Genomic DNA, 19,457 nt, shown 5'->3' on the forward strand with positions numbered 1-19,457 from the left:
CGGCGCCTGTCGTCAAGGCTTATCCATCCAGTTTCTCGGCCGCGAGGATCATACGAATTTCGCGGCGCACCAATTTGCGCAGATTGCTGGTAATCCGTTGCCCCAAATCACCCTGCAATTCCTCGCGCACAACACGCGCAACAAGGGCGCGTAACGCAACTTCGTCTTGCTCGGCCAAGATGAGATCGGCCTCTTTTGCAGCGAACCGCATATGCGGGGCATGGCCCAAGTCATCAACAGAATCCTCTGTTGCAAGATCATTTTCTTGCACCTCTAGCTCGGGCTCGACCGTGTAGACAGGAGGGGCCTCCGCTTTGGGCTTGGCCCTCAATGGTGGTGGTGGCGCGGCGAAGAGGGTCAGGGTTTCCACCTCCTCGTCATAGCCATCTTCATCGGCTATCTCGGTTGATATAAAATTATGATGCTTTTCAGGCGCGTCATGTTGCGCTGCATCTGCCTGATCAGGCAAGGGGGCCGCGGCGGGAGGCATGGCTGCTTGAGGCGAAGGGTCTTGCCGCTCTGGCCCTGCAGGTGACGCGGCGGGGCTGCGCAACCCTTCTGCAGCGGCAGCCAGAGCGGCACCAAGCGCATCTTGCGGCGCGGCTGATGGCGAAGTGCTGCCTTCTGCATAATCCGCCAAGCGATCCTCACGCGCCCAAGCCCGCCCATCGCCAGACGCGTGATCCACAGGATCAAGGGGGATCACAGTCCAAGGGTTTTCAGGCTCACTCACCCGTTGGCTTGGGGACAGCACCAATTTTTGTTCGACAGCGTCTCCCACTGGGCGCGTTGGTCGCAAGCGTGGTTCTGCGCGCAAAGCGCCGCGGCGCTCGGTCGATGACACTGTTTGCGCGGGCGCTGTCTTAGCCACCAAACGGCGGATTGAAGAGAGCACATCCTCTATATCAGCGCCGTCTTTATCTTCGCTCATCCCGTCACCCCAAATGCCATCCGCTTTGCGGTCTTGTTACTGGTCTCACCCGCACTGCGGGGCAGACCACTTTGATCACAGCTAAATAGTAAATTATTTATGTATTTATTTAATTATATACTCTGCACGGAAGTCAAACGGCAACGTAAAGAATTCTGCCGATGCGGCAGCTGCGACACGTGACACGGCAGGGAGGATATAAGACCAGTGGCCTAGATGTAAAAAACCCGCCACATCGGGCGGGTTTCATCGGGCCTAATTGCGACTTAGCCGTTTGGGCTTACTCACGCCCTAAGCGTTCCAAAACACTGTCAAGGCGGCTGCCTTGCACCGATGGGCGGCCAAGTGGTGCGCCTGAGAAGCGCGCACCATAGGCGTCAGCATCGTATAGCTCTACATCCAGTCCCATCGCCTCTGCGGTCAGCCCGCCCATCGCATTCAAAACGCCGTAGCTTGCCGTATAGAGATCTGTCTGCGCCTGAATGCGGGCTATGCGCGCATCGAGCAAATCTTGTTCCGCATTCAGCACATCAAGCGTTGTGCGCGCACCCAAGGACGCTTCTTCACGGACGCCTTCAAAGGCCAGCTGCGCCGCATTAATCTGCTGCTCAGTGGCCGCAATTTGCGCAGATGCGATGGAAAGGCGTGCATAAGCATTGCCCAAATTTTGGATGACAGTTGCGGTCTGGCGGCTCAAATTAGATTGAGAGGCCGCAAGATTGGCCAGCGCCGTGCGCTCAAGAGAGGCTAGACGCCCACCTTGGTAAATGGGTTGCGTGATGGTCAGCGACAGACGCTCGCTGTTTCCGATGGTATTGGGGGCCCCTTCCCGCGTGTCTGTCGAAGTCGCGCTCATGCTGACAGTTGGGCCATAGGCGGCACGGGCCGCGGTCAAATTGTGCTGATTGGCCGTCACCTCATGCTGCGCCGCGAGGATCAACGGGGCTGCGCTGCGCGCAATCACTTCCGCTGCCTCAGCAGACGCAGGTAATTCGGGCCGCGCACCTGGCGCGCCAAGTACCTCTGGTGCTACGCCCACGGCCAATTGATACAGTTCGCGGCTAATGCTGAGCGTTCCTTGCGCCGCTGCCAAAGCGGATCGTGCCGCGGCCATCTGCGCCTCGGCCTGCGCAACATCGGTTCGGGTGGCCTCGCCTAAATCAAAGCGATCTCTAGCGGCACGTAATTGTTCTTCAACCACGCGTAAATTGGATTGACGCACATTCACCACCTGAACATCGCGCCAGACATTCATATAGGCCGTGACAGCATCAAGCAGCACCTGCCCCTCAAGCCCCAAAAGCTGCGCTTGGGTGGCCTCGGCAGAGGCCCGCGCCGCCGCAATCTGAGCGCTGCGACTGCCACTTGCAAACAGCACCAAATCAGCGGTCAGGGCAATGGTTTCGGTCAAGCTGCCTGCCGCGTCCGTGCGCGCCCGCTGTGCGACCATATTGAGGGTGGGTCGCAACGCGGCAACGCGCTGCGCAATGCCTTCGTCAGATACTCGCGCAAGATAGCGGTTTTGCTCAAGCAGATCAGAATTTTCATAGGCCGCTTCCATCGCGGCCTGCAACCCTTGCGCGCTTACCTGCCCTGCCCCAATGACGGACAGGGACATGGCCAACGAGACGCCAAGCCTCTGAAAGGATTTCTTGATCCGAACACTCACAAGCAACACTCCTTCACGGGGCCCATCGGCACCCCAAATCTACTTCGTGCCGCCGCTGATGCGCGTGCTTAGAGCTGAAACGCCGCTTCGCGCTTGAACCCGTCCAAAACAGGCGCATTGGCATGGCACAACAGCCGCCAATTCATTTGGCCGTCAATTTTGCGCCCAATCCGCAATTCGCAGAGTTGACCAACCGCGAAGATCGCGCCCATGCGGCCACCTTCCTTCAGTTGATCCGTCAGGCTTGGGGGCATGGTTTCAACAGCCCCGTTAACAACTATGACGTCATAGGGGCCATATTTGGTCGCGCCTTCCGCGTGGCTTGCGCAAATCATTGCGGCATTATCAACAGATTGCGCCGCGAAATTTGCTTCTGCCTCTTGGGCAAAGTCGGCATTTTCTTCGACCGCAACCACAGCCTCGGCCATATGGGCCAAAACCGCACTGGAATAACCAAGACCTGCGGCGACATCGAGAACCAGATCACTCGGCCCAATATCGAGCGCGTCCAACATTTTCGCAAAACTGCGGGCTTCAAGGATCACACGACCTGTCCCAAGGATCAGGTTTTCACCGATATAAGCCACATCCTGCATATCGGCGGGCACATAGGCCTCGCGCGGAATGGCAAGCATGGCATCAATCACTTGGAATTTCGTGACATCTGAGGGGCGCACTTGGGTGTCTACCATCGTGACGCGGCGAGATTTAAAGTCGGCCATTCAACTGAACCAATGAGTCTAGTTTGCGTTGCTCCTGCTATGGCACATGGCGGGCCCTCGTGCAACGCCTGCTGGGCGCTTTGGTGCAAGTTAGGTCTGCTTTGCCGCATCCTTGCCCAAAATTCCCTCGCAATGCGGTGATAGACGCGCGCATCACAATAGATTAACACTTGCGCTAGGGCGGCCTGATTGATGCCCATCTGTCAGTTTATTTTTATTTCGGTTAACCAGTATGACGTCAAAAATCAGCATTGATCTTGGCACGGCCAACACCGTTTTCGTGGATAGCGAGTCGGGCGTGATCTTGGATGAGCCATCTGTCGTGGCGTTTCACATCAAAGACGGGCGCAAAAAGCTATTCGCGGTGGGTGAAGATGCCAAATTGATGCTCGGTAAGACGCCGGAATCGATCCAAGCCTGCCGCCCCCTATCCGATGGGGTCATCGCCGATTTTGATGCCGCGCAAGAAATGATTGGCGCGTTTTTCCGCAAGGCTTTGAACCGCTTCATGCTGCGAAAGCCGATCGTGTATGTCTGCGTGCCATATGGGGCCACCCCCGTTGAAAAGCGTGCGATCAAGCATTCGGTCGAAGCGGCAGGGGCGCGCAAAGTTGGGCTAGTCGAAGAACCGATGGCCGCCGCACTTGGTGCGGGCCTGCCTGTTCTTGACCCACGCGGCGCGATGATTGTCGATATTGGCGGCGGCACAACCGAAGTTGCAGTCCTCTCCTTAGGCGGCATTGTCACAGCACGCTCAGTGCGCATCGGGGGCGACCATTTTGATGAGGCGATCTCAAACTTCATCAAGAAAAACTACAATTTGAACGTGGGCGTCTCATCCTGTGAAAAGCTCAAACATGAGATTGGCACCGCCATCTTCCCCGCAGATGGCAAAGGACGCAGCGCTACAGTGCGGGGGCGCGATGCCTTTAATGGCCTGCCCAAAGAGCAAGTTGTGACCGAACAAGATGTGGCCGAGGCGCTGCACCCGCTAATTGAACAGATTTGGACGGCGGTGATGTCATTGCTCGATCAAACACCGCCAGATCTGGCATCGGACATCCATGAATACGGGTTGATGCTTACAGGCGGTGGCGCGGGCCTTAGGGGCATTGACAAAGCCTTGTCTGACCTCACGGGGGTTCCTGCAACCGTGGCCGAAAATCCCAAATATTGCGTGGCCTTTGGCACCCAAATTGCGATGAATTTGGGCAAGCGTATGGAGCACGCTATACAGCGCGATCCATAGGGTCGCGGCGGATTGACCCTGGGCCCTGCAAGAGCATATTATATCGTATTGATAATTTTTCTGGATGAATGATGACGCCGTTCTCTCCCACAAGCCCGAATGAACCCAACTTTGACGGCCCGCGCGGCACAGCGTCTGCAACAGTCATCCATGCTGGTATGACGATTGAGGGGAAGTTGCGCAGCAATGGCGATGTCGTCATCGAAGGCAGCGTAACGGGCGACATCACGGGTCATAATGTCACCATTGCCCACGGGGCCAAAGTGCGCGGCACAATCACCGCTGACATGGTAAAAATCGATAGTCAGTTCGAGGGCACGATCACCTGCAGAAAGTTGCAAATCGACAGCAACGCGCAAGCGCGCGGCGAGTTTAACCAAAACATCCTCGCCGTGGCCTTTGGCGCGCGCTTTGAAGGCAATGTCACCGTGAAGCAGCAATCTAGCATGGCGATGAACGATTGAACCGCGCAGCAATCAATAGGCACGGCACCATGAGCGCAGAGTATGAAAACGCCAATGAACTGGTCTTTGTGTCCAATGCCTCGCAGATGAAACTTGCGCGCAGCATGGATGTTGAGGCGCCATCGACCGAATATTTGCGCAACCTGCCCGAATGCGCCGCCGATTACTCAATTTGCCAAGGCATGATCGCAGATTGTTTGATGAGTGACGGTCAATCGCTTGATCTTTCAGGGCTTAACAATTTGGTGGAATTGCCCTCAAGCATCGCCAAATGCAGCAATTTACGCAGCCTGAACATTTCAAACACGCGCGTCACCAGCCTACAGCCTTTGCGCGGCCTATCCCATCTTGAGCGCGTCTCAGCTTGGGCCACGCCAATCAGCGATCTCAGCCCCTTGGCGGGTATGCGCAGCCTGACCCATCTGCAGCTTGGCGGGACATTTATATCGGACATCACAGCTTTGCGCGAATTGACGGGGCTGCGCTATCTCGATGTATCTCATAGCCGCGTTGCGGATATCAGCCCGTTGAGCCTGTGCAAAGATCTGCGGGAATTGATTCTGCGTGACACCGAAGTTTATGACATCACGCCGATTGCGCGGCTGCAACGGCTTGAGATCCTTGACCTCAGCCTTTGCCCCGTGGATCCATCCATGATCCAAACGGGGCCTCGCATCAAAATCGTGATCCGTGAGGCCGCCGCCGTAGAAAAGCCAAAGCGCAAAGGACTGTTTTCAAGCTAACCCAACCCGTTCTTCCGCGCGTTTTGCCCTCTTACCACTTGCGCAGGCGCAAACCTTGCAGTAGCACCGCCCCATAGACACCACAGATACCCCGAAGGCGAGTTGGCGGAGTGGTGACGCAGCGGATTGCAAATCCGTGTACACCGGTTCGATTCCGGTACTCGCCTCCACTTCCCCCCTCGTTCTGGCATCCCCATACAAAAAATCGCCCCAAGCGGGTGGATCGTTCGCGCAATCCATAAATCCGTGCAAAAAAGAACGAAAATATTCCGTGAAATCGAAAATTGCGGAACAAATTTCCTCGATCAGCCCTGCTGCGTGACAGGAATTCTGCCGATCCTTCATGCTTAGAATTTTGGCCGCTTTCGCGGCTCTTTTCTGATGTGCTGTCCCCTTGTCAGTCTTGCATTCTCACGTCACATGCAGCGCCACAATCGTCCCTCTCACCCGAAAAACGAGGTCATGAGATGAAACTTCTTTCTTATGCAGCCGCAGCTCTTGTGCTGATGGCAAATGTTGCAGCGGCGCAGTTCGGCCCTTTGGTCAGCCCCGCTGAATTGAACGCCAGCTTGGGCACGAATGCGCCCGTCATCTTGGACATTCGCGCGCCCTCTGCAGCCGAAGGCCAAGAAAATGTGAACACCTACAGCGCAGGCCATATCGAGGGCGCAATCAACGCCCCCTACGGTCGGTTCCGTGGGCCTGCTGAAAATCCTGGCCAATTGCCCAGCGCCGAAGAGCTGACCGCATTGCTGCGTGAATTGGGTTTGCGCCAGAACCAGACTGTTGTGATTGCCCATCAAGGCGCGAATGAAACCGATTTCGGTGCCGCGGCGCGTGTTTATTGGACGTTGAAATCCGCAGGTTTTGGAAATCTGTCGATCCTCAATGGCGGCGTTGCCGCATGGACGGAGGCAGGGCTTGCACTGTCGACCGAGGCAACCACCCCAACACCAAGCACGATCACTGTCACCCTCTCTGATCAGTGGACAGCCACGGCAGAGCAAATCCAGACTGTGATTGCAGGCGGCAGCAATGGTTCGTTGCTTGATGCGCGCCCTGAAAGCTTCTGGAACGGTGACCAAAGCCACCCTGCCGCTGCCCGTCCAGGCACGCTGCCGCAGTCGCAATATTTTGTGCATAGCAGCTGGTTCGACAATGGCCCTGCGATTGTGGACGCCGATGCCGCGCGTGCTTTGGCCGAGGCCGAGGGGTTCACGGATGCAGAAACCTTGGTGTCTTTCTGCAACACGGGCCACTGGGCTGCAACCAACTGGTTTGCCCTCTCGGAATTGGCAGGGATTGAGAATGTGAAGCTCTACCCCGAATCCATGGTCGGATGGTCGAATGCAGGTTATGAGATGGCCAATGTCCCTGGCCCAATCCGCAACCTGTGGAACCAGATCAAATCGGTTTTCTGAGGAGAGACGCAATGGCGCCGCTGGCCCAAAGCGACCAAAGCAGCCACTTAGACCGCCCCCAACGCCCCGCGCGTTGGGGGCGGCTTGCCTTGCTGGTTGGCGCGATTTCTTTTGTTTTGATCCTTGCCGCTGCTGCGGGTGCGCGGTTCGGTCTGCTTTTGCTGATCGGTCTTGGCCTTGGTGCAACGCTTGAAGGGTTGCGGTTTGGCTTCGCTGGGCCGTGGCGCGCGATGATCCTGCGCCGTGATCCATCGGGCCTCTTTGCGCAGCTCTTGGCCATCGCCCTTGTGGCCGCTGTGGCCTTCCCGCTATTGGCCAGCCATTCAGGCGAGTTGATCGGGGCCCATGCGCCCATCGGGTTTGCCATGGTGGGCGGTGCTTTTGTCTTTGGCATCGCAATGCAAGTGGTTCTGGGCTGTGGCTCTGGCACCTTGGTTAATGCAGGCAGCGGCAATCCCGTGGCATTGGTCGCGTTACCTTTCTTCGCCATTGGCAGCTTTCTGGGCGCTGCACATCTCAACTGGTGGACGTCACTTGGCACTTTGCCTCTTGTCGCGCTTGAGGGCGGCGCGGGTCTTGGCCTTACCCTTATAGGGCTTGGCACTGTCGCGCTCATGGTGTGGATTTTCGCCGAAGAAGGCCAACGCCGCCTGCCCCGCCGTCTTGTAATGGCCGCAATATTGGTCGCTCTCTTGGCACTGGGCAATCTTGTGGTCGCAGGGCAACCTTGGGGCGTGGTTTATGGTCTTGGCCTTTGGGTGGCTAAGGGCGTCAGTGCGACAGGCGTTGATCTGACGCTCAACCCGTTTTGGGGAAGCCCCGCCCATGCTGAACGCATCGCGCAAAGCCTTTTGACCGATGTCACCTCGCTCACCAATCTTGGCCTGATCGGGGGCGCATTCATCGTGGCCGCGTGGCGCGCGGGCCTCTCGCAACCAATCCCGCGACTGCCCTTGATTGCGTGGGGTGCTACGATCCTTGCGGGGCTTGCGCTTGGCTACTCCTCACGCCTTGCCTTTGGCTGTAATGTGGGTGCCTTTTTCAGCGGCATTTCCACAGGCAGCCTGCATGGATGGGTTTGGTTTGCAGCAGCCTTTGTTGGATCCATCATCGGTGTGCGTCTGCGCCCGCTTCTACAACTGGAGCCCCGCACATGACAGTGTCTCGCAAACATGGGGTCATCGCGCTGTTCGTGATGATCGGCGCTCTTTTGGCCTTTGATCTTGGCCACAGCGCACCGCTTGATCCATTCCGCGCCCCTGCCATTCTGGCACTGGGTTCAGGTCAAGCCGCCAGCGGCGCGCATTGCGCCGCAGCGCCCGGGTCTTAAAAAGTGACGCGAGGATATCGTCACGCGGATTTAACGTGATTGTCCTTGGCGATTGGCTTCAAATTTCGCCCATATATCCATGCGGCCACGCTGACGCGCGTCCGCTAACCATAACTTGCGGCGCACGCCCGCAACTTCGAGATGGCGATATTTGCCATTAGAAAATTTCGGCCAATCAATAGCCAGCCCCTGTTTCACCAACTCGGCAGATAAATCGCGCCCGTCTGGCAAAGTGCAAAGTGCAACACTGCGTCCATGACCGTCACTTTCAATTATTTCGGCTTGGATCGTTTGCCCCTTGCAAAGCTTGACCATAGCCCATTTGGCTTGCTTTCCATACGGGTGTTCAAGTTCTGGCGCATCAATACCGAACAACCTAATTTGCTGCTTATTGATCGTAATAGTATCGCCATCGGTGACATAGGCAGCTCCGCAAATTATTCGGCGCTGAACCTGCGCGACTGAAGATGAGGAACTAAAAGCCTTATTGCGCGGCTGTTGACGCCTTTCACGACCAGATGAAGATGCTGAATGCTGGAATGCTGGAATGCCATGAAAAAAATGGCAACCAACACCCCGATCCCAAACAATACTTCCATTCGCGCAATCTTTATCAATAATATATAAAACATACATTATTGATAAATCAGCGGCAATATCCACTGAACAAATTACTTTATTTAATTCACGAAAAACGAGCGCGAGGGGTGCCCCTCGCGCGCTAAGACCTCACAACACCTTCGCAATACGATCAAGCGCAGCGAGGATATTCTCGGTGGAATTGGCGTATGAAAAGCGCACATAGCCCTCGCCCATCGCGCCAAAACTCGTGCCCGCCACTGTGGCCACGCCCGCCTCGTTCAGGAACAGGTTCTGTGCCTCCACGGCCGTCATGCCTGTGCCCGAGATATTTGGGAATGCATAAAACGCACCCGCCGCATCGGTGCAGGTCACGCCTTTTAGGCTGTTCAACCCCTCAACAATCACTTGTCTGCGCGCATCGAATTGGGCGACCATCTCGCGCACGGCATCTTGAGGGCCATTGAGCGCCGCAATCCCTGCAAATTGCGTAGCGGCATTCACACAGGAATGGTCATTGATGCACAGGCGGGTCACATGCGGCACGCAGGCCTCAGGCCAAACGGCATAACCCAAACGCCACCCTGTCATCGCATAGGTCTTTGACCACCCATCGAGCATGATCAATCGATCCCGAATTTCTGGATATTGCAGAAGCGAAACATGCTCACGCCCGCCATAAAGCATGTTGGAATAGATCTCATCCGACATCAGCGCCACATGGGGATGATCCAAAAGACCCGCGACTAACTTGTCGATCTCTTCCTTCGGGGTCACACCGCCCGTTGGGTTTGCAGGCGAGTTGATGATGATCAACCGCGTCTTGGGCGTGATCTGTGCCAAGACCTCCTCTGCCGAAAAGGAAAATCCGTTTTCCTCGCGCAGCGCAATCGGCACAGGGGTTGCCCCTGAATAGCGGATGACAGATTCGTAGATCGGGAACCCAGGGTTGGGATACATGATTTCTGCGCCAGGCTCGCCAAACATCATCACCGCAAAGAACATCGTGGGCTTGCCCCCAGGAACGGCGACCACACAATCAGGGTTCACCTCTACCCCATGGCGGCGATGCAAATCGGCGGCCACCGCCTCGCGCAGTGCGGGCAGGCCATTGGCGGGCGTATATCCATGATGACCATCCCGCAGCGCCTTGATGCCTGCCTCAACGATATGCTCAGGCGTCCGAAAATCGGGCTGACCGATGCCCAGATTGATGATGTCGCGCCCCTCGGCGGCCAAGGCTTGCGCGCGGGCCAAAACGACAAAGGCAGATTCCGTGCCCAAGCGAGACAGGCTTTGGGCGAATTTCAAGTCAGACATGCGCGCTCCCTCTATGATGCGCGGCCAAAATGGCCACTCTTTTTTGGTATACCAAACTTGTGATACCCAAGGCATAGAGCTATGTGAAGAGGGCAGCAACCTCAAGCATGACGCGCGAAGGGTTGCATCTCACAACTCAGGCAAAGGGGCCGAGACATGCAAAAGATCGGGATTATCGGATTGGGGTCTATGGGCTATGGGATGGCGCGCAATCTGATCAAGGCGGGTCATCAGGTTTGGGGCCATGATATTAACCCCGATGCGGTCGCGCGACTTGTGGCAGATGGCGCACAAGCAGGTGCGCTCCTAGATCATGCCGAGGCTTTGGACGCGCTAGTTGTGGTCGTGCTCAACGCGGCGCAAACCGAAGCCGTCCTTTTCGGCCCTGAGGGCGTGGCGGCGGCGCTTCAACGAAACACAGTGATCCTTTCTTGCGCCACAATCCCCCCTGCTTTTGCCGCCGAAATGGAAGCGCGCGCAGAAAGCGCAGGGCTGCTTTATCTGGACGCGCCAATTTCTGGCGGGGCGATTAAGGCCGCCTCGGGTGAGTTGACGATCATGGCCTCGGGGCGCAAAGCGGCCTTTGATGCCGCAAAGCCCGCACTCGATGCCATCTCTGCAAAGGTCTTTGAAATGGGCGACCGCGCGGGGGCAGGCTCTGCGATGAAGGCCACAAATCAAATGTTGGCAGGTATTCACATCGCCTCAATGGCCGAGGCGATTACCTTTGCCCTGGCGCAGGGCATCTCTCCTGAGCGGTTTTTAGAGGTGGTGTCGCAAAGCGCGGGAACCAGTTGGATGTTAGAAAACCGCGCCCCCCACATCATCGAAGGTGATTACACCCCACGCAGCACCATCAATATCTGGCCCAAGGATTTGGGGATTGTGATGGATATTGCGCAAAACTCGGGCTTTTCCGCCCCGATCACTGAGGCCGCGCTTGCGTTATTCAAGGAGGCCGCAGCGCAGGGTCTTGGGGCAGAGGATGACGCAGCCCTTGCCAAACTCTATGCCAAGGCCGCAGGTCTGACCTTACCCAAGGGACAATAACACAATGACCACGCTTTTTGGTGCAATTGCCGATGATTTCACTGGCGCCACGGATCTTGCAGGGCTTTTGGCGCGCAGCGGATACCCTGTTTCCTTGCGGATTGGCGTTCCTGAGGAACCGCCACAGGACACAAGCCCCTTTGAGGTCATCGCCCTTAAAATCCGCACTGAGCCCGTGACAGATGCGGTTGCAGAGGCGCGCGCGGCCCTCGCATGGCTCAAGCGCGCGGGAGCACAGCAGTATTTTTGGAAATACTGCTCAACCTTCGACTCGACCCCAGAGGGCAATATCGGGCCAGTGGCCGAGGCGATTATGGCCGATCTGGGTGTCGCGCAGACAATCTATTGCCCCGCCTTTCCCGAAAATGGCCGTGCCATTTTCATGGGCAATTTGTTTGTAGGCCAATTGCCCTTGTCAGAAAGCCCTATGAAAGATCACCCCCTGACGCCCATGCGCGACAGCAATCTGATGCGGCTTTTGCAACCGCAGGTGCGTGGAAAAGTTGGGCTGATTGATCGCCTGATTGTTGCCGCAGGGGCCGCGGCCATTAAAAAAGCTTGTGCAGACTTGGCCGAGAAAAACGTGGCGCATATCGTGGTCGATGCGGTGGAAAATGCCGATCTTGCGCGGATCACCGAGGCCTGCGCCGATATGCGGTTTCTGACGGGCGGCTCTGCGATTGCGATGCCGATTCCCCAGATTTATGCCAAGCGCGGCCTACTGGCTGCGCATGAGAAGGAAACCACACCCCGCGACATCGCGCCTGAAGGGGTCGTTTTATCTGGCAGTTGCTCTGCCATGACAAATGCACAAGTTGCGCGGTATCAATCCCAAGGAAGGCCCAGTTTCCAGCTTGACCCCCTAAGCCTGAAGGCAAGGGGCCTGCAACCCGCCATGGATTGGCTTGCAGCGCAAGATCTCGCAGCGCAGCCCCTCATCTATGCGACCGCAACACCCGATGCGGTGCGCGCCGCACAAGACCAATTGGGCAAGGCCGAGGCGGGCGCAATCGTTGAGGCGGCACTTGCAGATTTGGCCGTTGCCGCGCGCGATCAGGGCGCACGGCGGATTGTGGTCGCGGGCGGGGAAACCTCAGGCGCGGTCACAAAGGCCCTGCGGGTCGACAGGTTAGATATCGGGCCTGAAATTGCCGCAGGCGTGCCATGGTGTTTTTGCACATCAGAGGGGCAGGATATCGCCCTCACCCTCAAATCAGGCAATTTTGGCGCAGAAAGCTTTTTCAGCGATGCTTTCGCAAAATTGGAGGACGCATGAGTTCTGAATCCAAACTGCGCGAGCAGATTTGCCTCTTGGCGAAATCGATGTTCGATCGTGGCCTGACGGGGGGATCAACAGGCAATATCTCCGCCCGCACCGAAGATGGGGGGCTTTTGGTTTCGCCCACAGGCAGTTCCTTCGGGCGGCTTGATCCCGCCAAGTTGTCCCGCTTCGATGCAGCGGGCCAACATATCGCGGGCCTGAAACCAACCAAGGAAATGCCGCTTCACAGTGCCTTTTACGAGACACGAAAATCAGCAGGCGCGGTGGTTCATTTACACTCTTGCCATTCTGTGGCGTGGTCAATGATGCCCGAAATTGACCCAGACAACGTGCTGCCGCCGCTAACCCCTTACGCAATCATGAAACTGGGCAAGGTGCAGCTTTTGCCGTTCTTCATGCCAGGCGATGCCGCAATGGGCGAAGCCCTGCGCAGTCTGGGGGGCAAACGCAGCGCCGTTTTGCTTGCCAATCACGGACCAGTGGTTGCAGGCAAAGATGTCGAGGCCGCCTGCAACGCAATTGAGGAGCTGGAGGAAACAGCCAAGCTTGCGATCATGATGCGTGGCTTTGATGCCCGCGCCTTGACGCCTGCACAGGTGCGCGATGTCGTACGTAAATTCGAGGTGGAGTGGGAGTGATGCGTTTTTCTGCAAATTTAGGGTTTCTATGGGCTGACCGCCCCCTGCCTGATGCCATCCGCGCAGCAAAAGCGGCAGGGTTTGATGCGGTCGAATGTCATTGGCCCTATGCCCATGACCCGCATGATGTGAAGGCCACCTTAGATGAAACAGGTCTTGAGATGCTTGGGCTCAACACAAGCCGAGGCGATGTTGCGGCTGGCGAAAACGGATTGGCTGCTTTGCCCAACCGCGAGGCAGAGGCGCGCGCCGCGATTGATCAAGCCCTCGACTATGCCCAGATCATCGGCGCAGGCGCTGTGCATGTAATGGCAGGGTTCGCCAGTGGCGAAAGCGCCCATAAGACCTTTGTAGCCAATCTGCGCTACGCGACCACACAGGCCGCCGAAAAGGGCATCACAATATTGATTGAGCCCCTCAATCACTATGATGCAAAGGGCTATTTCCTTGCGACAACCGCACAAGCGGTCGCCATCATAGAAGAAGTCAAATCCCCAAATTTGCGGCTGATGTTTGACTGCTATCATGTTCAGTTGATGGAGGGGGATTTGACCAACCGCCTCAGCCGTCTGTTGCCTGTGATCGGGCATATTCAATTTGCCTCTGTGCCTGATCGCTGCACCCCTGATCATGGTGAGCTGAATTATGAGCATATCTTCTCTCATATCGACAGCCTTGGTTGGGCCCGTCCGATAGGTGCAGAATATAAGCCGAAAATCGAGACAGACCTGACCTTAGACTGGATGGCACAGTTTCGCTGATCCCCGCGCGTGTTTGGGATTGCGGAGGGTCTTTTTCTGCGCCAAACTGGTATGACCAGTATACCAGAATCATGGCAGCCCATGTCCGACCGCGACCAGATCATACGGCCCAAAAAACTGTCAGACGAAGTCGAAGATCGCCTTTTGGCCCTGATCCGCGCGGATGACCTTAAACCAGGTGATGCTTTGCCAAGCGAGCGCGCCTTGATGGCGCGCTATGGCATTGGCCGCCCTGCCATTCGCGAAGCCATGCAAAGCCTGCAGCACAAAGGCGTGATCGATATCCGCCACGGCGGCAAGCCGCGCGTGGCAACCCCATCCTTGGATGGGGTTATTGATCAATTGGGCATTTCCATGCGCCATATTTTGACGCATTCGCACTCCTCTCTCGAACATCTCAAAGAGGCGCGTGTGGCCCTTGAAGTGGAAATGGTGCGCATTGCCGCAGAACGCCGCAGCGCAGATGACTTAAACGATTTAGAACAGCTTTTGCGCGCCCAAGCCGCAGCCAAGCGCAATGTGCCGCTTTTTACCCAGATAGACGGGCAGTTTCACCGCCGCATCTCTGCCATCTCGGGCAACCCGATCTTTGAAACCCTGACCTATGGCGTTTTCTCTTGGATGAGCGCCTTTCATAAAGAGCAGGTTCACAAATTGGGTCTAGAGCCACTGACCTTGACCGAGCATCGCGCCATTTTGGACGGAATTGCCCGCAAAGATACCAATGCCGCCGCCCGTGCCATGCGCGAGCATTTGGAGCGCGCCAACGCCCTATATCATCAGGATCACGCGCAATGAGCGACAGAATTGAAGCAGATTACCTGATCGAAACCCCGATTGACCCTGCCCGCGCCGCCGCCGTGATGGCGGGCGAGCAAAGCGCGGGCACCTTTGTAAAAGTGCCGGGCGAAACGCCAGAACTACAGGCCCGCGCAGGGGCCCAAGTGGTTTCCCTATCCCCGCTTGATGCTACCAACAGCCCAAGCTTGACAGGCGGGCAGCAGGGCACGCGCTATCAGCGCGCCAAGGTCACACTCAGTTGGCCCTTGGATAATATCGGCCCTGATTTACCCAACCTCATGGCTACGGTCGCGGGCAATCTTTTCGAATTGGCGCAATTCTCAGGGCTACGTTTGCTGGATCTCCGCCTGCCGCGCGCATTTGCGGATGCCTATTCTGGCCCAAAATTTGGGATCAGCGGCACCCGCAAATTGGCAGGGGTTGCGGATGGCCCGCTGATTGGCACGATTATTAAACCCTCTGTCGGGCTTGACGCGCAGGAAACTGCCAAATTGGTCGGCACACTTGCCGAAGCGGGCATTGATTTCATCAAGGATGATGAATTGCAGGCCAACGGCCCCGCCTGCCCCTTCGAGGAGAGGGTGAGCGCGGTGATGGATGTCATCAACGCCCATGCCGACCGCACTGGTAAAAAGGTCATGTATGCCTTCAACCTAACAGGCGAAATCGATGAGATGCGCGCCCGACATGATTTTGCCCTCTCAAAAGGTGCAACTTGCGTGATGGTCAGCCTCAATTCGGTCGGCGTAGCGGGCTTTTTGGGCCTGTCACGGCATAGCGCGCTGCCTCTCCATGCCCATCGCAACGGATGGGGATATCTCAGCCGCGCCGAATTGTTAGGATGGGACTATGCGGCATGGTCGAAAATCTGGCGCTTGGCGGGGGCAGATCATATGCACGTCAACGGCCTCCAAAACAAATTCAGCGAAAGTGACGCAAGCGTCATCGCCTCGGCCAAATCTTTGCTCACCCCACTCTTTGGTGATGCCCCCTGCATCCCGATGCCGGTCTTTTCATCGGGCCAATCCGCGCTGCAACCCCCTGAAACCTATCGCCACCTCGGCCATGCAGATTGCATTTATGCAGCAGGAGGTGGGATTATGGCCCACCCTGACGGGCCGCGTGCAGGTGTCGCGGCATTGCGGCAATCGTGGCAAGCGGCGATGGCGGGCATCCCCGCCGCTGATTACGCCAAATCCCATCCCGAGCTTGCCCGCGCGCTAAAGGCCTATGCGAAATGACACTTCCCGATGGGCCATTAATTGCGTTTTTGGGCGATGATTTCACAGGCTCCGCCGCCACGATGGAGGTGTTGAGTTTTGCAGGCCTGCCAACGGTGCTGTTCCTTGCGCCCCCGACAAAGGCGCAAGCGGCGCGATTTGGCGCGATGCGGGGCATCGGCGTTGCCACCACCGCGCGCAGCCAATCACCCGATTGGATGGCCAGACATCTGCCACCCCTTTTTGCACATTTGGCCGCTACGGGCGCGCCCCTGTTGCATTACAAAACCTGCTCCACCTTGGACAGCGCGCCGCATACAGGCTCGATTGGCAAGGCAGTTGAGTTGGCCCTTGCGGTGCGCGGCAGCGAGTGGGTTTCCTGCTTGATCGCCGCACCACCTCTGCGGCGCTACCAAGCCTTTGGTCAGCTATTTGCCGCCGCAGGGGACGCCATCTATCGGCTTGATCGCCACCCTGTGATGGCATCCCACCCTGTAACCCCGATGCAAGAGGCCGATGTGGCCATACATCTGCGGAAGCAAACCGACCTGCCGCTTGCGACACTGACGCTTGAGCATCTCAACCCCACAGGCCTTGCATCCTTGCGCGCCAACGCGCCCGCGAAAATCATCACGCTTGATTGCATCGACTTGGATCACGCCGCGCAACTGGGCGCGTTGATCTGGGATGCCGCAGGGGCGGATGGGCATCTGGCAATAGGCTCGCAGGGGGTGGAATATGCACTGGTGGCCCATTGGCAAAAATCGGGCCTTATCCCCCCGCCCGAACCCGCCCCAAGTTTTGGCAAAGTGGATCAGGTGATTGCGATTTCGGGCTCTATCTCACCCACCACTGCGGCGCAAATTGCCCGCGCTGAAGAAGATGGGTTTGTCGTCATCCCACTGGACGCTGCCGCACTGATCAAGGGCGGCGATAGCGCCAAGCGGGCTATGACCAACAGCTATGAAGCCGCACGCGCCGCGCTCTCCCAAGGGCGCGATCCGCTGATTTGCAGCGCGCGCGGGCCAGATGACCTGGCCGTTGCGGCCATGCGCGCGGCGCTGTCAGCATCTCAGCATACACCGCATGAGGCCAATGCACTCATCGGCACAAGTCTCGGCGCGCTTTTGCGGGATCTTTTGCGCGGCACGGGCGTTGCGCGCGCGATCATCGCAGGCGGCGACACATCAGGCTTTGCCGCTCAAGCGCTCGGGTTGTTTGCCCTCACCGCGATTGGCGCAACCACGGCAGGCGCGGCCCTTTTGAAAGGGCATAGCGACACCCCCGAATTTGATGGTTTGGAATTGGCCCTAAAGGGCGGGCAAATGGGCAGCCCTGATTATTTCTCTTGGATCAAAAACGGCGCGCGTGCCGAAGCGAAAGGATAGATCATGACAAAAATTGCACTTCTTGGTGCGGGCGGCAAAATGGGTGTGCGGATTGCGCGCAACCTGATGCAAAGCAGCTATCATCTTGCCCCTGTCGAAGTGACCGAAGCAGGCCAAGCACGCCTTAAGTCGGAAACGGGGCTTGATTGTGTGGCCGCTGAAACCGCCCTTGGCGATGCGGATGTTGTTGTTATGGCCGTGCCTGATCGCCTGATCGGCAAAATCGCGCATGGCTTTGTGGATCAATTGAAATCTGGCGCGGCCGTGATCGTGTTGGATGCTGCCGCACCCTATGCAGGTCAGATGCCCGTGCGCGAAGATGTCACTTATTTCTGCACGCATCCCTGCCACCCCCATATCCTGGAGGCACATGACAGCATTGCCGCGCAGGAGGATTATTTTGGTGGGATCGCAGCACCACAGGGCATTGTTTGCGCGCTGATCCAAGGGCCAGAGCCGCATTATGCGCTATGTGAAGATATCGCCAAAGTGATCTATGCCCCCGTTGCGCGCTCGCATCGGTGCAGCCTTGAAAATATTGCTGTTCTGGAACCCGCCCTTTCTGAGACGGTCGGGGCGACCATGGCCTTGGCGCTGCGCGAGGCAACAGATCGCGCCGTATCCATGGGCATCCCTGAGGCGGCCGCACATGATTTCATCTTGGGCCATCTCAAAATTGAATTGGCCATTGCCTTTGGCATTTTCCCTGAGGGCAAATTTTCAGACGGGGCCTTGATGGCAATTGATAAGGCGCACTCTGTGATCTTCCAACCCGATTGGCTAGATCGCGTCTTTGATCTGGCCGCCGTCAAGAAATCCGTCACTGAAATCTGCGAGGGCTAAGCCCGCAACCGCCCTGCTTTCGGATTGACACGGCCTACGGGTGGGGACAAGGTTTGGTATACCATTTTTACCTAAGGGAGATCCTCACATGACCCAGACGCTGGCCATCGGCGCCTATAGCGAGAGCGATATTGCAGGGCTGAAAGCCGCGTTTGACCCCATTTTTCTGGATACGCCCGCCGATCTTGCGGGCGTTGACGCCAGCAAAAGGGCCAGCATCCAGGCGCTTGCGTTCAAAGGGCATACGGCCTTTGGCGGCGCAGAAATGGATTTGCTGCCTGACCTCAAGCTGATTGCGAATTATGGGGTGGGGTATGATGCGATTGACATCCCCGCCGCGAATGCGCGCGGGATCAAAGTGTCAAACACGCCTGACGTGTTGAATGATGATGTCGCCGATATTGCCGTTGGGATGCTCTTGATGCAGGTGCGCGAGATGACCCAAGCGGCAGATTGGGCACGCTCGGGGCAATGGAAAACGGGTGGGGAGTATCGCCTGAACCGCAAATTCTCAGGCGGGCGTGCGGGCATTGTCGGGCTTGGGCGGATCGGCCGCGAAATCGCCAATCGTTTGGCCGCGTTCAAAATGGATATCCATTACTATGCGCGCAGCGAGAAAGAGACGCCAAATTGGACGTATCACGCGGATCCCGTCAGTCTTGCTGGCGCCGTGGATTATCTGATTGTGGCCCTTGTGGGTGGGCCTGATACCGCGAAATTCGTCTCGCGCGAGGTCATTGCGGCGCTTGGCCCGCGTGCCATTATCGTCAACATCTCGCGCGGCAGCACGATTGACGAAGACGCGATGCTAGAGGCGTTGGAGGATGGCAAGATCGGTGGCGCTGCTTTGGATGTGTTCCTCAACGAGCCCAATATCAACCCACGTTTCTATGACCTGCCCAATGTGGTGATCCAACCCCATCAAGGGTCTGGCACAGTCGAGACGCGCGAGGCGATGGCGGCGCTGCAGCGCGACAATATCCATGCGCTGATGAAGGGTACCGCATTGATCACGCCCGTCAATTGACCGCAGATAAAAACCCCCG

Annotated in this window: 20 protein-coding genes and 1 tRNA gene; 16 read left to right on the plus strand and 5 right to left on the minus strand. The window is 57.2% G+C overall.

Features of this window, described 5'->3' with window-relative positions:
• Positions 1-19: 19 nt before the first annotated feature.
• The 3 genes from RYZ18_RS08080 to RYZ18_RS08090 all read right to left on the minus strand — a co-directional run bounded on the left by RYZ18_RS08080 (position 20) and on the right by RYZ18_RS08090 (position 3,322).
• Entirely contained in the window at positions 20-931 is a 912-nt protein-coding gene (locus tag RYZ18_RS08080; RefSeq protein ID WP_317656087.1) for a hypothetical protein, read from the minus strand.
• A 280-nt stretch (positions 932-1,211) separates the two neighbouring features.
• Positions 1,212-2,600 (minus strand): TolC family outer membrane protein, encoded by a 1,389-nt coding sequence (locus tag RYZ18_RS08085; RefSeq protein ID WP_317656088.1) that lies wholly within the window; start codon positions 2,598-2,600, stop codon positions 1,212-1,214.
• Positions 2,601-2,668: 68 nt separating this feature from the next.
• Complete coding sequence (locus tag RYZ18_RS08090; protein WP_317656090.1) at positions 2,669-3,322, minus strand: protein-L-isoaspartate O-methyltransferase family protein; 654 nt, start codon at positions 3,320-3,322, stop codon at positions 2,669-2,671.
• Between the two features lie 232 nt (positions 3,323-3,554).
• On the opposite strand from RYZ18_RS08090, the gene RYZ18_RS08095 reads away from it, so the two are divergent.
• The 7 genes from RYZ18_RS08095 to RYZ18_RS08125 all read left to right on the plus strand — a co-directional run bounded on the left by RYZ18_RS08095 (position 3,555) and on the right by RYZ18_RS08125 (position 8,529).
• Positions 3,555-4,571 (plus strand): rod shape-determining protein, encoded by a 1,017-nt coding sequence (locus RYZ18_RS08095; RefSeq protein WP_317656092.1) that lies wholly within the window; start codon positions 3,555-3,557, stop codon positions 4,569-4,571.
• A gap of 71 nt (positions 4,572-4,642) precedes the next feature.
• Entirely contained in the window at positions 4,643-5,035 is a 393-nt protein-coding gene (locus RYZ18_RS08100) for a polymer-forming cytoskeletal protein (protein WP_317656093.1), read from the plus strand.
• Positions 5,036-5,064: 29 nt separating this feature from the next.
• Positions 5,065-5,778 carry a leucine-rich repeat domain-containing protein gene (locus tag RYZ18_RS08105; protein ID WP_317656094.1) on the plus strand — a complete coding sequence of 238 codons (714 nt, stop codon included), beginning with the start codon at positions 5,065-5,067 and terminating at the stop codon, positions 5,776-5,778.
• A gap of 96 nt (positions 5,779-5,874) precedes the next feature.
• Positions 5,875-5,948, plus strand: a tRNA-Cys gene (locus tag RYZ18_RS08110).
• Positions 5,949-6,245: 297 nt separating this feature from the next.
• Positions 6,246-7,199 carry a sulfurtransferase gene (locus RYZ18_RS08115; RefSeq protein ID WP_317656095.1) on the plus strand — a complete coding sequence of 318 codons (954 nt, stop codon included), beginning with the start codon at positions 6,246-6,248 and terminating at the stop codon, positions 7,197-7,199.
• A gap of 11 nt (positions 7,200-7,210) precedes the next feature.
• The gene (locus tag RYZ18_RS08120) at positions 7,211-8,356 is read left to right on the plus strand and encodes a YeeE/YedE thiosulfate transporter family protein (protein WP_317656096.1); all 1,146 of its coding nucleotides are present in this window, start codon (positions 7,211-7,213) and stop codon (positions 8,354-8,356) included.
• Positions 8,353-8,529 carry a hypothetical protein gene (locus RYZ18_RS08125; RefSeq protein WP_317656097.1) on the plus strand — a complete coding sequence of 59 codons (177 nt, stop codon included), beginning with the start codon at positions 8,353-8,355 and terminating at the stop codon, positions 8,527-8,529. The genes RYZ18_RS08120 and RYZ18_RS08125 overlap by 4 nt, the downstream gene beginning before the upstream one ends.
• Before the next feature lie 30 nt (positions 8,530-8,559).
• Here the strand turns inward: RYZ18_RS08125 and RYZ18_RS08130 are convergent, their stop codons facing one another.
• Complete coding sequence (locus RYZ18_RS08130) at positions 8,560-9,192, minus strand: thermonuclease family protein (RefSeq protein WP_317656098.1); 633 nt, start codon at positions 9,190-9,192, stop codon at positions 8,560-8,562.
• 66 nt (positions 9,193-9,258) lie between these two features.
• Positions 9,259-10,428 carry a pyridoxal phosphate-dependent aminotransferase gene (locus RYZ18_RS08135; protein WP_317656100.1) on the minus strand — a complete coding sequence of 390 codons (1,170 nt, stop codon included), beginning with the start codon at positions 10,426-10,428 and terminating at the stop codon, positions 9,259-9,261.
• Positions 10,429-10,584: 156 nt separating this feature from the next.
• Between RYZ18_RS08135 and ltnD the strand changes: the two genes are divergently transcribed.
• The 9 genes from ltnD to RYZ18_RS08180 all read left to right on the plus strand — a co-directional run bounded on the left by ltnD (position 10,585) and on the right by RYZ18_RS08180 (position 19,438).
• On the plus strand, positions 10,585-11,478 hold the full coding sequence (gene ltnD / locus RYZ18_RS08140; RefSeq protein WP_317656101.1) for an L-threonate dehydrogenase: 894 nt from the start codon (positions 10,585-10,587) through the stop codon (positions 11,476-11,478).
• A gap of 4 nt (positions 11,479-11,482) precedes the next feature.
• Positions 11,483-12,754 (plus strand): 3-oxo-tetronate kinase, encoded by a 1,272-nt coding sequence (gene otnK / locus RYZ18_RS08145; protein ID WP_317656102.1) that lies wholly within the window; start codon positions 11,483-11,485, stop codon positions 12,752-12,754.
• The gene (locus RYZ18_RS08150; RefSeq protein WP_317656103.1) at positions 12,751-13,398 is read left to right on the plus strand and encodes an aldolase; all 648 of its coding nucleotides are present in this window, start codon (positions 12,751-12,753) and stop codon (positions 13,396-13,398) included. The genes otnK and RYZ18_RS08150 overlap by 4 nt, the downstream gene beginning before the upstream one ends.
• Positions 13,398-14,159, plus strand: coding sequence for a hydroxypyruvate isomerase family protein (locus tag RYZ18_RS08155; protein WP_317656104.1), 762 nt, complete (start codon positions 13,398-13,400; stop codon positions 14,157-14,159). Before RYZ18_RS08150 ends, RYZ18_RS08155 begins: the two co-directional genes overlap by 1 nt.
• A gap of 81 nt (positions 14,160-14,240) precedes the next feature.
• Entirely contained in the window at positions 14,241-14,957 is a 717-nt protein-coding gene (gene nanR / locus RYZ18_RS08160) for a transcriptional regulator NanR (RefSeq protein ID WP_317656105.1), read from the plus strand.
• Complete coding sequence (locus RYZ18_RS08165; protein ID WP_317656106.1) at positions 14,954-16,201, plus strand: ribulose-bisphosphate carboxylase large subunit family protein; 1,248 nt, start codon at positions 14,954-14,956, stop codon at positions 16,199-16,201. Before nanR ends, RYZ18_RS08165 begins: the two co-directional genes overlap by 4 nt.
• Positions 16,198-17,568 carry a four-carbon acid sugar kinase family protein gene (locus tag RYZ18_RS08170; RefSeq protein WP_317656107.1) on the plus strand — a complete coding sequence of 457 codons (1,371 nt, stop codon included), beginning with the start codon at positions 16,198-16,200 and terminating at the stop codon, positions 17,566-17,568. The genes RYZ18_RS08165 and RYZ18_RS08170 overlap by 4 nt, the downstream gene beginning before the upstream one ends.
• Before the next feature lie 3 nt (positions 17,569-17,571).
• The gene (locus RYZ18_RS08175) at positions 17,572-18,411 is read left to right on the plus strand and encodes a phosphogluconate dehydrogenase C-terminal domain-containing protein (protein WP_317656108.1); all 840 of its coding nucleotides are present in this window, start codon (positions 17,572-17,574) and stop codon (positions 18,409-18,411) included.
• 88 nt (positions 18,412-18,499) lie between these two features.
• Complete coding sequence (locus RYZ18_RS08180; protein ID WP_317656110.1) at positions 18,500-19,438, plus strand: 2-hydroxyacid dehydrogenase; 939 nt, start codon at positions 18,500-18,502, stop codon at positions 19,436-19,438.
• Positions 19,439-19,457: the final 19 nt, after the last annotated feature.

Source organism: Roseovarius sp. 10 (assembly GCF_033100315.1).
Classification (GTDB): Bacteria; Pseudomonadota; Alphaproteobacteria; order Rhodobacterales; family Rhodobacteraceae; genus M30B80.

Bases quoted from the DNA above. Each gene is read 5' to 3' on its own strand.
- RYZ18_RS08080 (WP_317656087.1), bottom strand. From the start codon at position 931: ATGAGCGAAGATAAAGACGGCGCTGATATAGAGGATGTGCTCTCTTCA.
- RYZ18_RS08090 (WP_317656090.1), bottom strand. From the start codon at position 3,322: ATGGCCGACTTTAAATCTCGCCGCGTCACGATGGTAGACACCCAAGTG.
- RYZ18_RS08095 (WP_317656092.1), top strand. From the start codon at position 3,555: ATGACGTCAAAAATCAGCATTGATCTTGGCACGGCCAACACCGTTTTC.
- RYZ18_RS08100 (WP_317656093.1), top strand. From the start codon at position 4,643: ATGACGCCGTTCTCTCCCACAAGCCCGAATGAACCCAACTTTGACGGC.
- RYZ18_RS08105 (WP_317656094.1), top strand. From the start codon at position 5,065: ATGAGCGCAGAGTATGAAAACGCCAATGAACTGGTCTTTGTGTCCAAT.
- RYZ18_RS08115 (WP_317656095.1), top strand. From the start codon at position 6,246: ATGAAACTTCTTTCTTATGCAGCCGCAGCTCTTGTGCTGATGGCAAAT.
- RYZ18_RS08120 (WP_317656096.1), top strand. From the start codon at position 7,211: ATGGCGCCGCTGGCCCAAAGCGACCAAAGCAGCCACTTAGACCGCCCC.
- RYZ18_RS08125 (WP_317656097.1), top strand. From the start codon at position 8,353: ATGACAGTGTCTCGCAAACATGGGGTCATCGCGCTGTTCGTGATGATC.
- RYZ18_RS08135 (WP_317656100.1), bottom strand. From the start codon at position 10,428: ATGTCTGACTTGAAATTCGCCCAAAGCCTGTCTCGCTTGGGCACGGAA.
- ltnD (WP_317656101.1), top strand. From the start codon at position 10,585: ATGCAAAAGATCGGGATTATCGGATTGGGGTCTATGGGCTATGGGATG.
- otnK (WP_317656102.1), top strand. From the start codon at position 11,483: ATGACCACGCTTTTTGGTGCAATTGCCGATGATTTCACTGGCGCCACG.
- RYZ18_RS08150 (WP_317656103.1), top strand. From the start codon at position 12,751: ATGAGTTCTGAATCCAAACTGCGCGAGCAGATTTGCCTCTTGGCGAAA.
- RYZ18_RS08155 (WP_317656104.1), top strand. From the start codon at position 13,398: ATGCGTTTTTCTGCAAATTTAGGGTTTCTATGGGCTGACCGCCCCCTG.
- nanR (WP_317656105.1), top strand. From the start codon at position 14,241: ATGTCCGACCGCGACCAGATCATACGGCCCAAAAAACTGTCAGACGAA.
- RYZ18_RS08165 (WP_317656106.1), top strand. From the start codon at position 14,954: ATGAGCGACAGAATTGAAGCAGATTACCTGATCGAAACCCCGATTGAC.
- RYZ18_RS08170 (WP_317656107.1), top strand. From the start codon at position 16,198: ATGACACTTCCCGATGGGCCATTAATTGCGTTTTTGGGCGATGATTTC.
- RYZ18_RS08175 (WP_317656108.1), top strand. From the start codon at position 17,572: ATGACAAAAATTGCACTTCTTGGTGCGGGCGGCAAAATGGGTGTGCGG.
- RYZ18_RS08180 (WP_317656110.1), top strand. From the start codon at position 18,500: ATGACCCAGACGCTGGCCATCGGCGCCTATAGCGAGAGCGATATTGCA.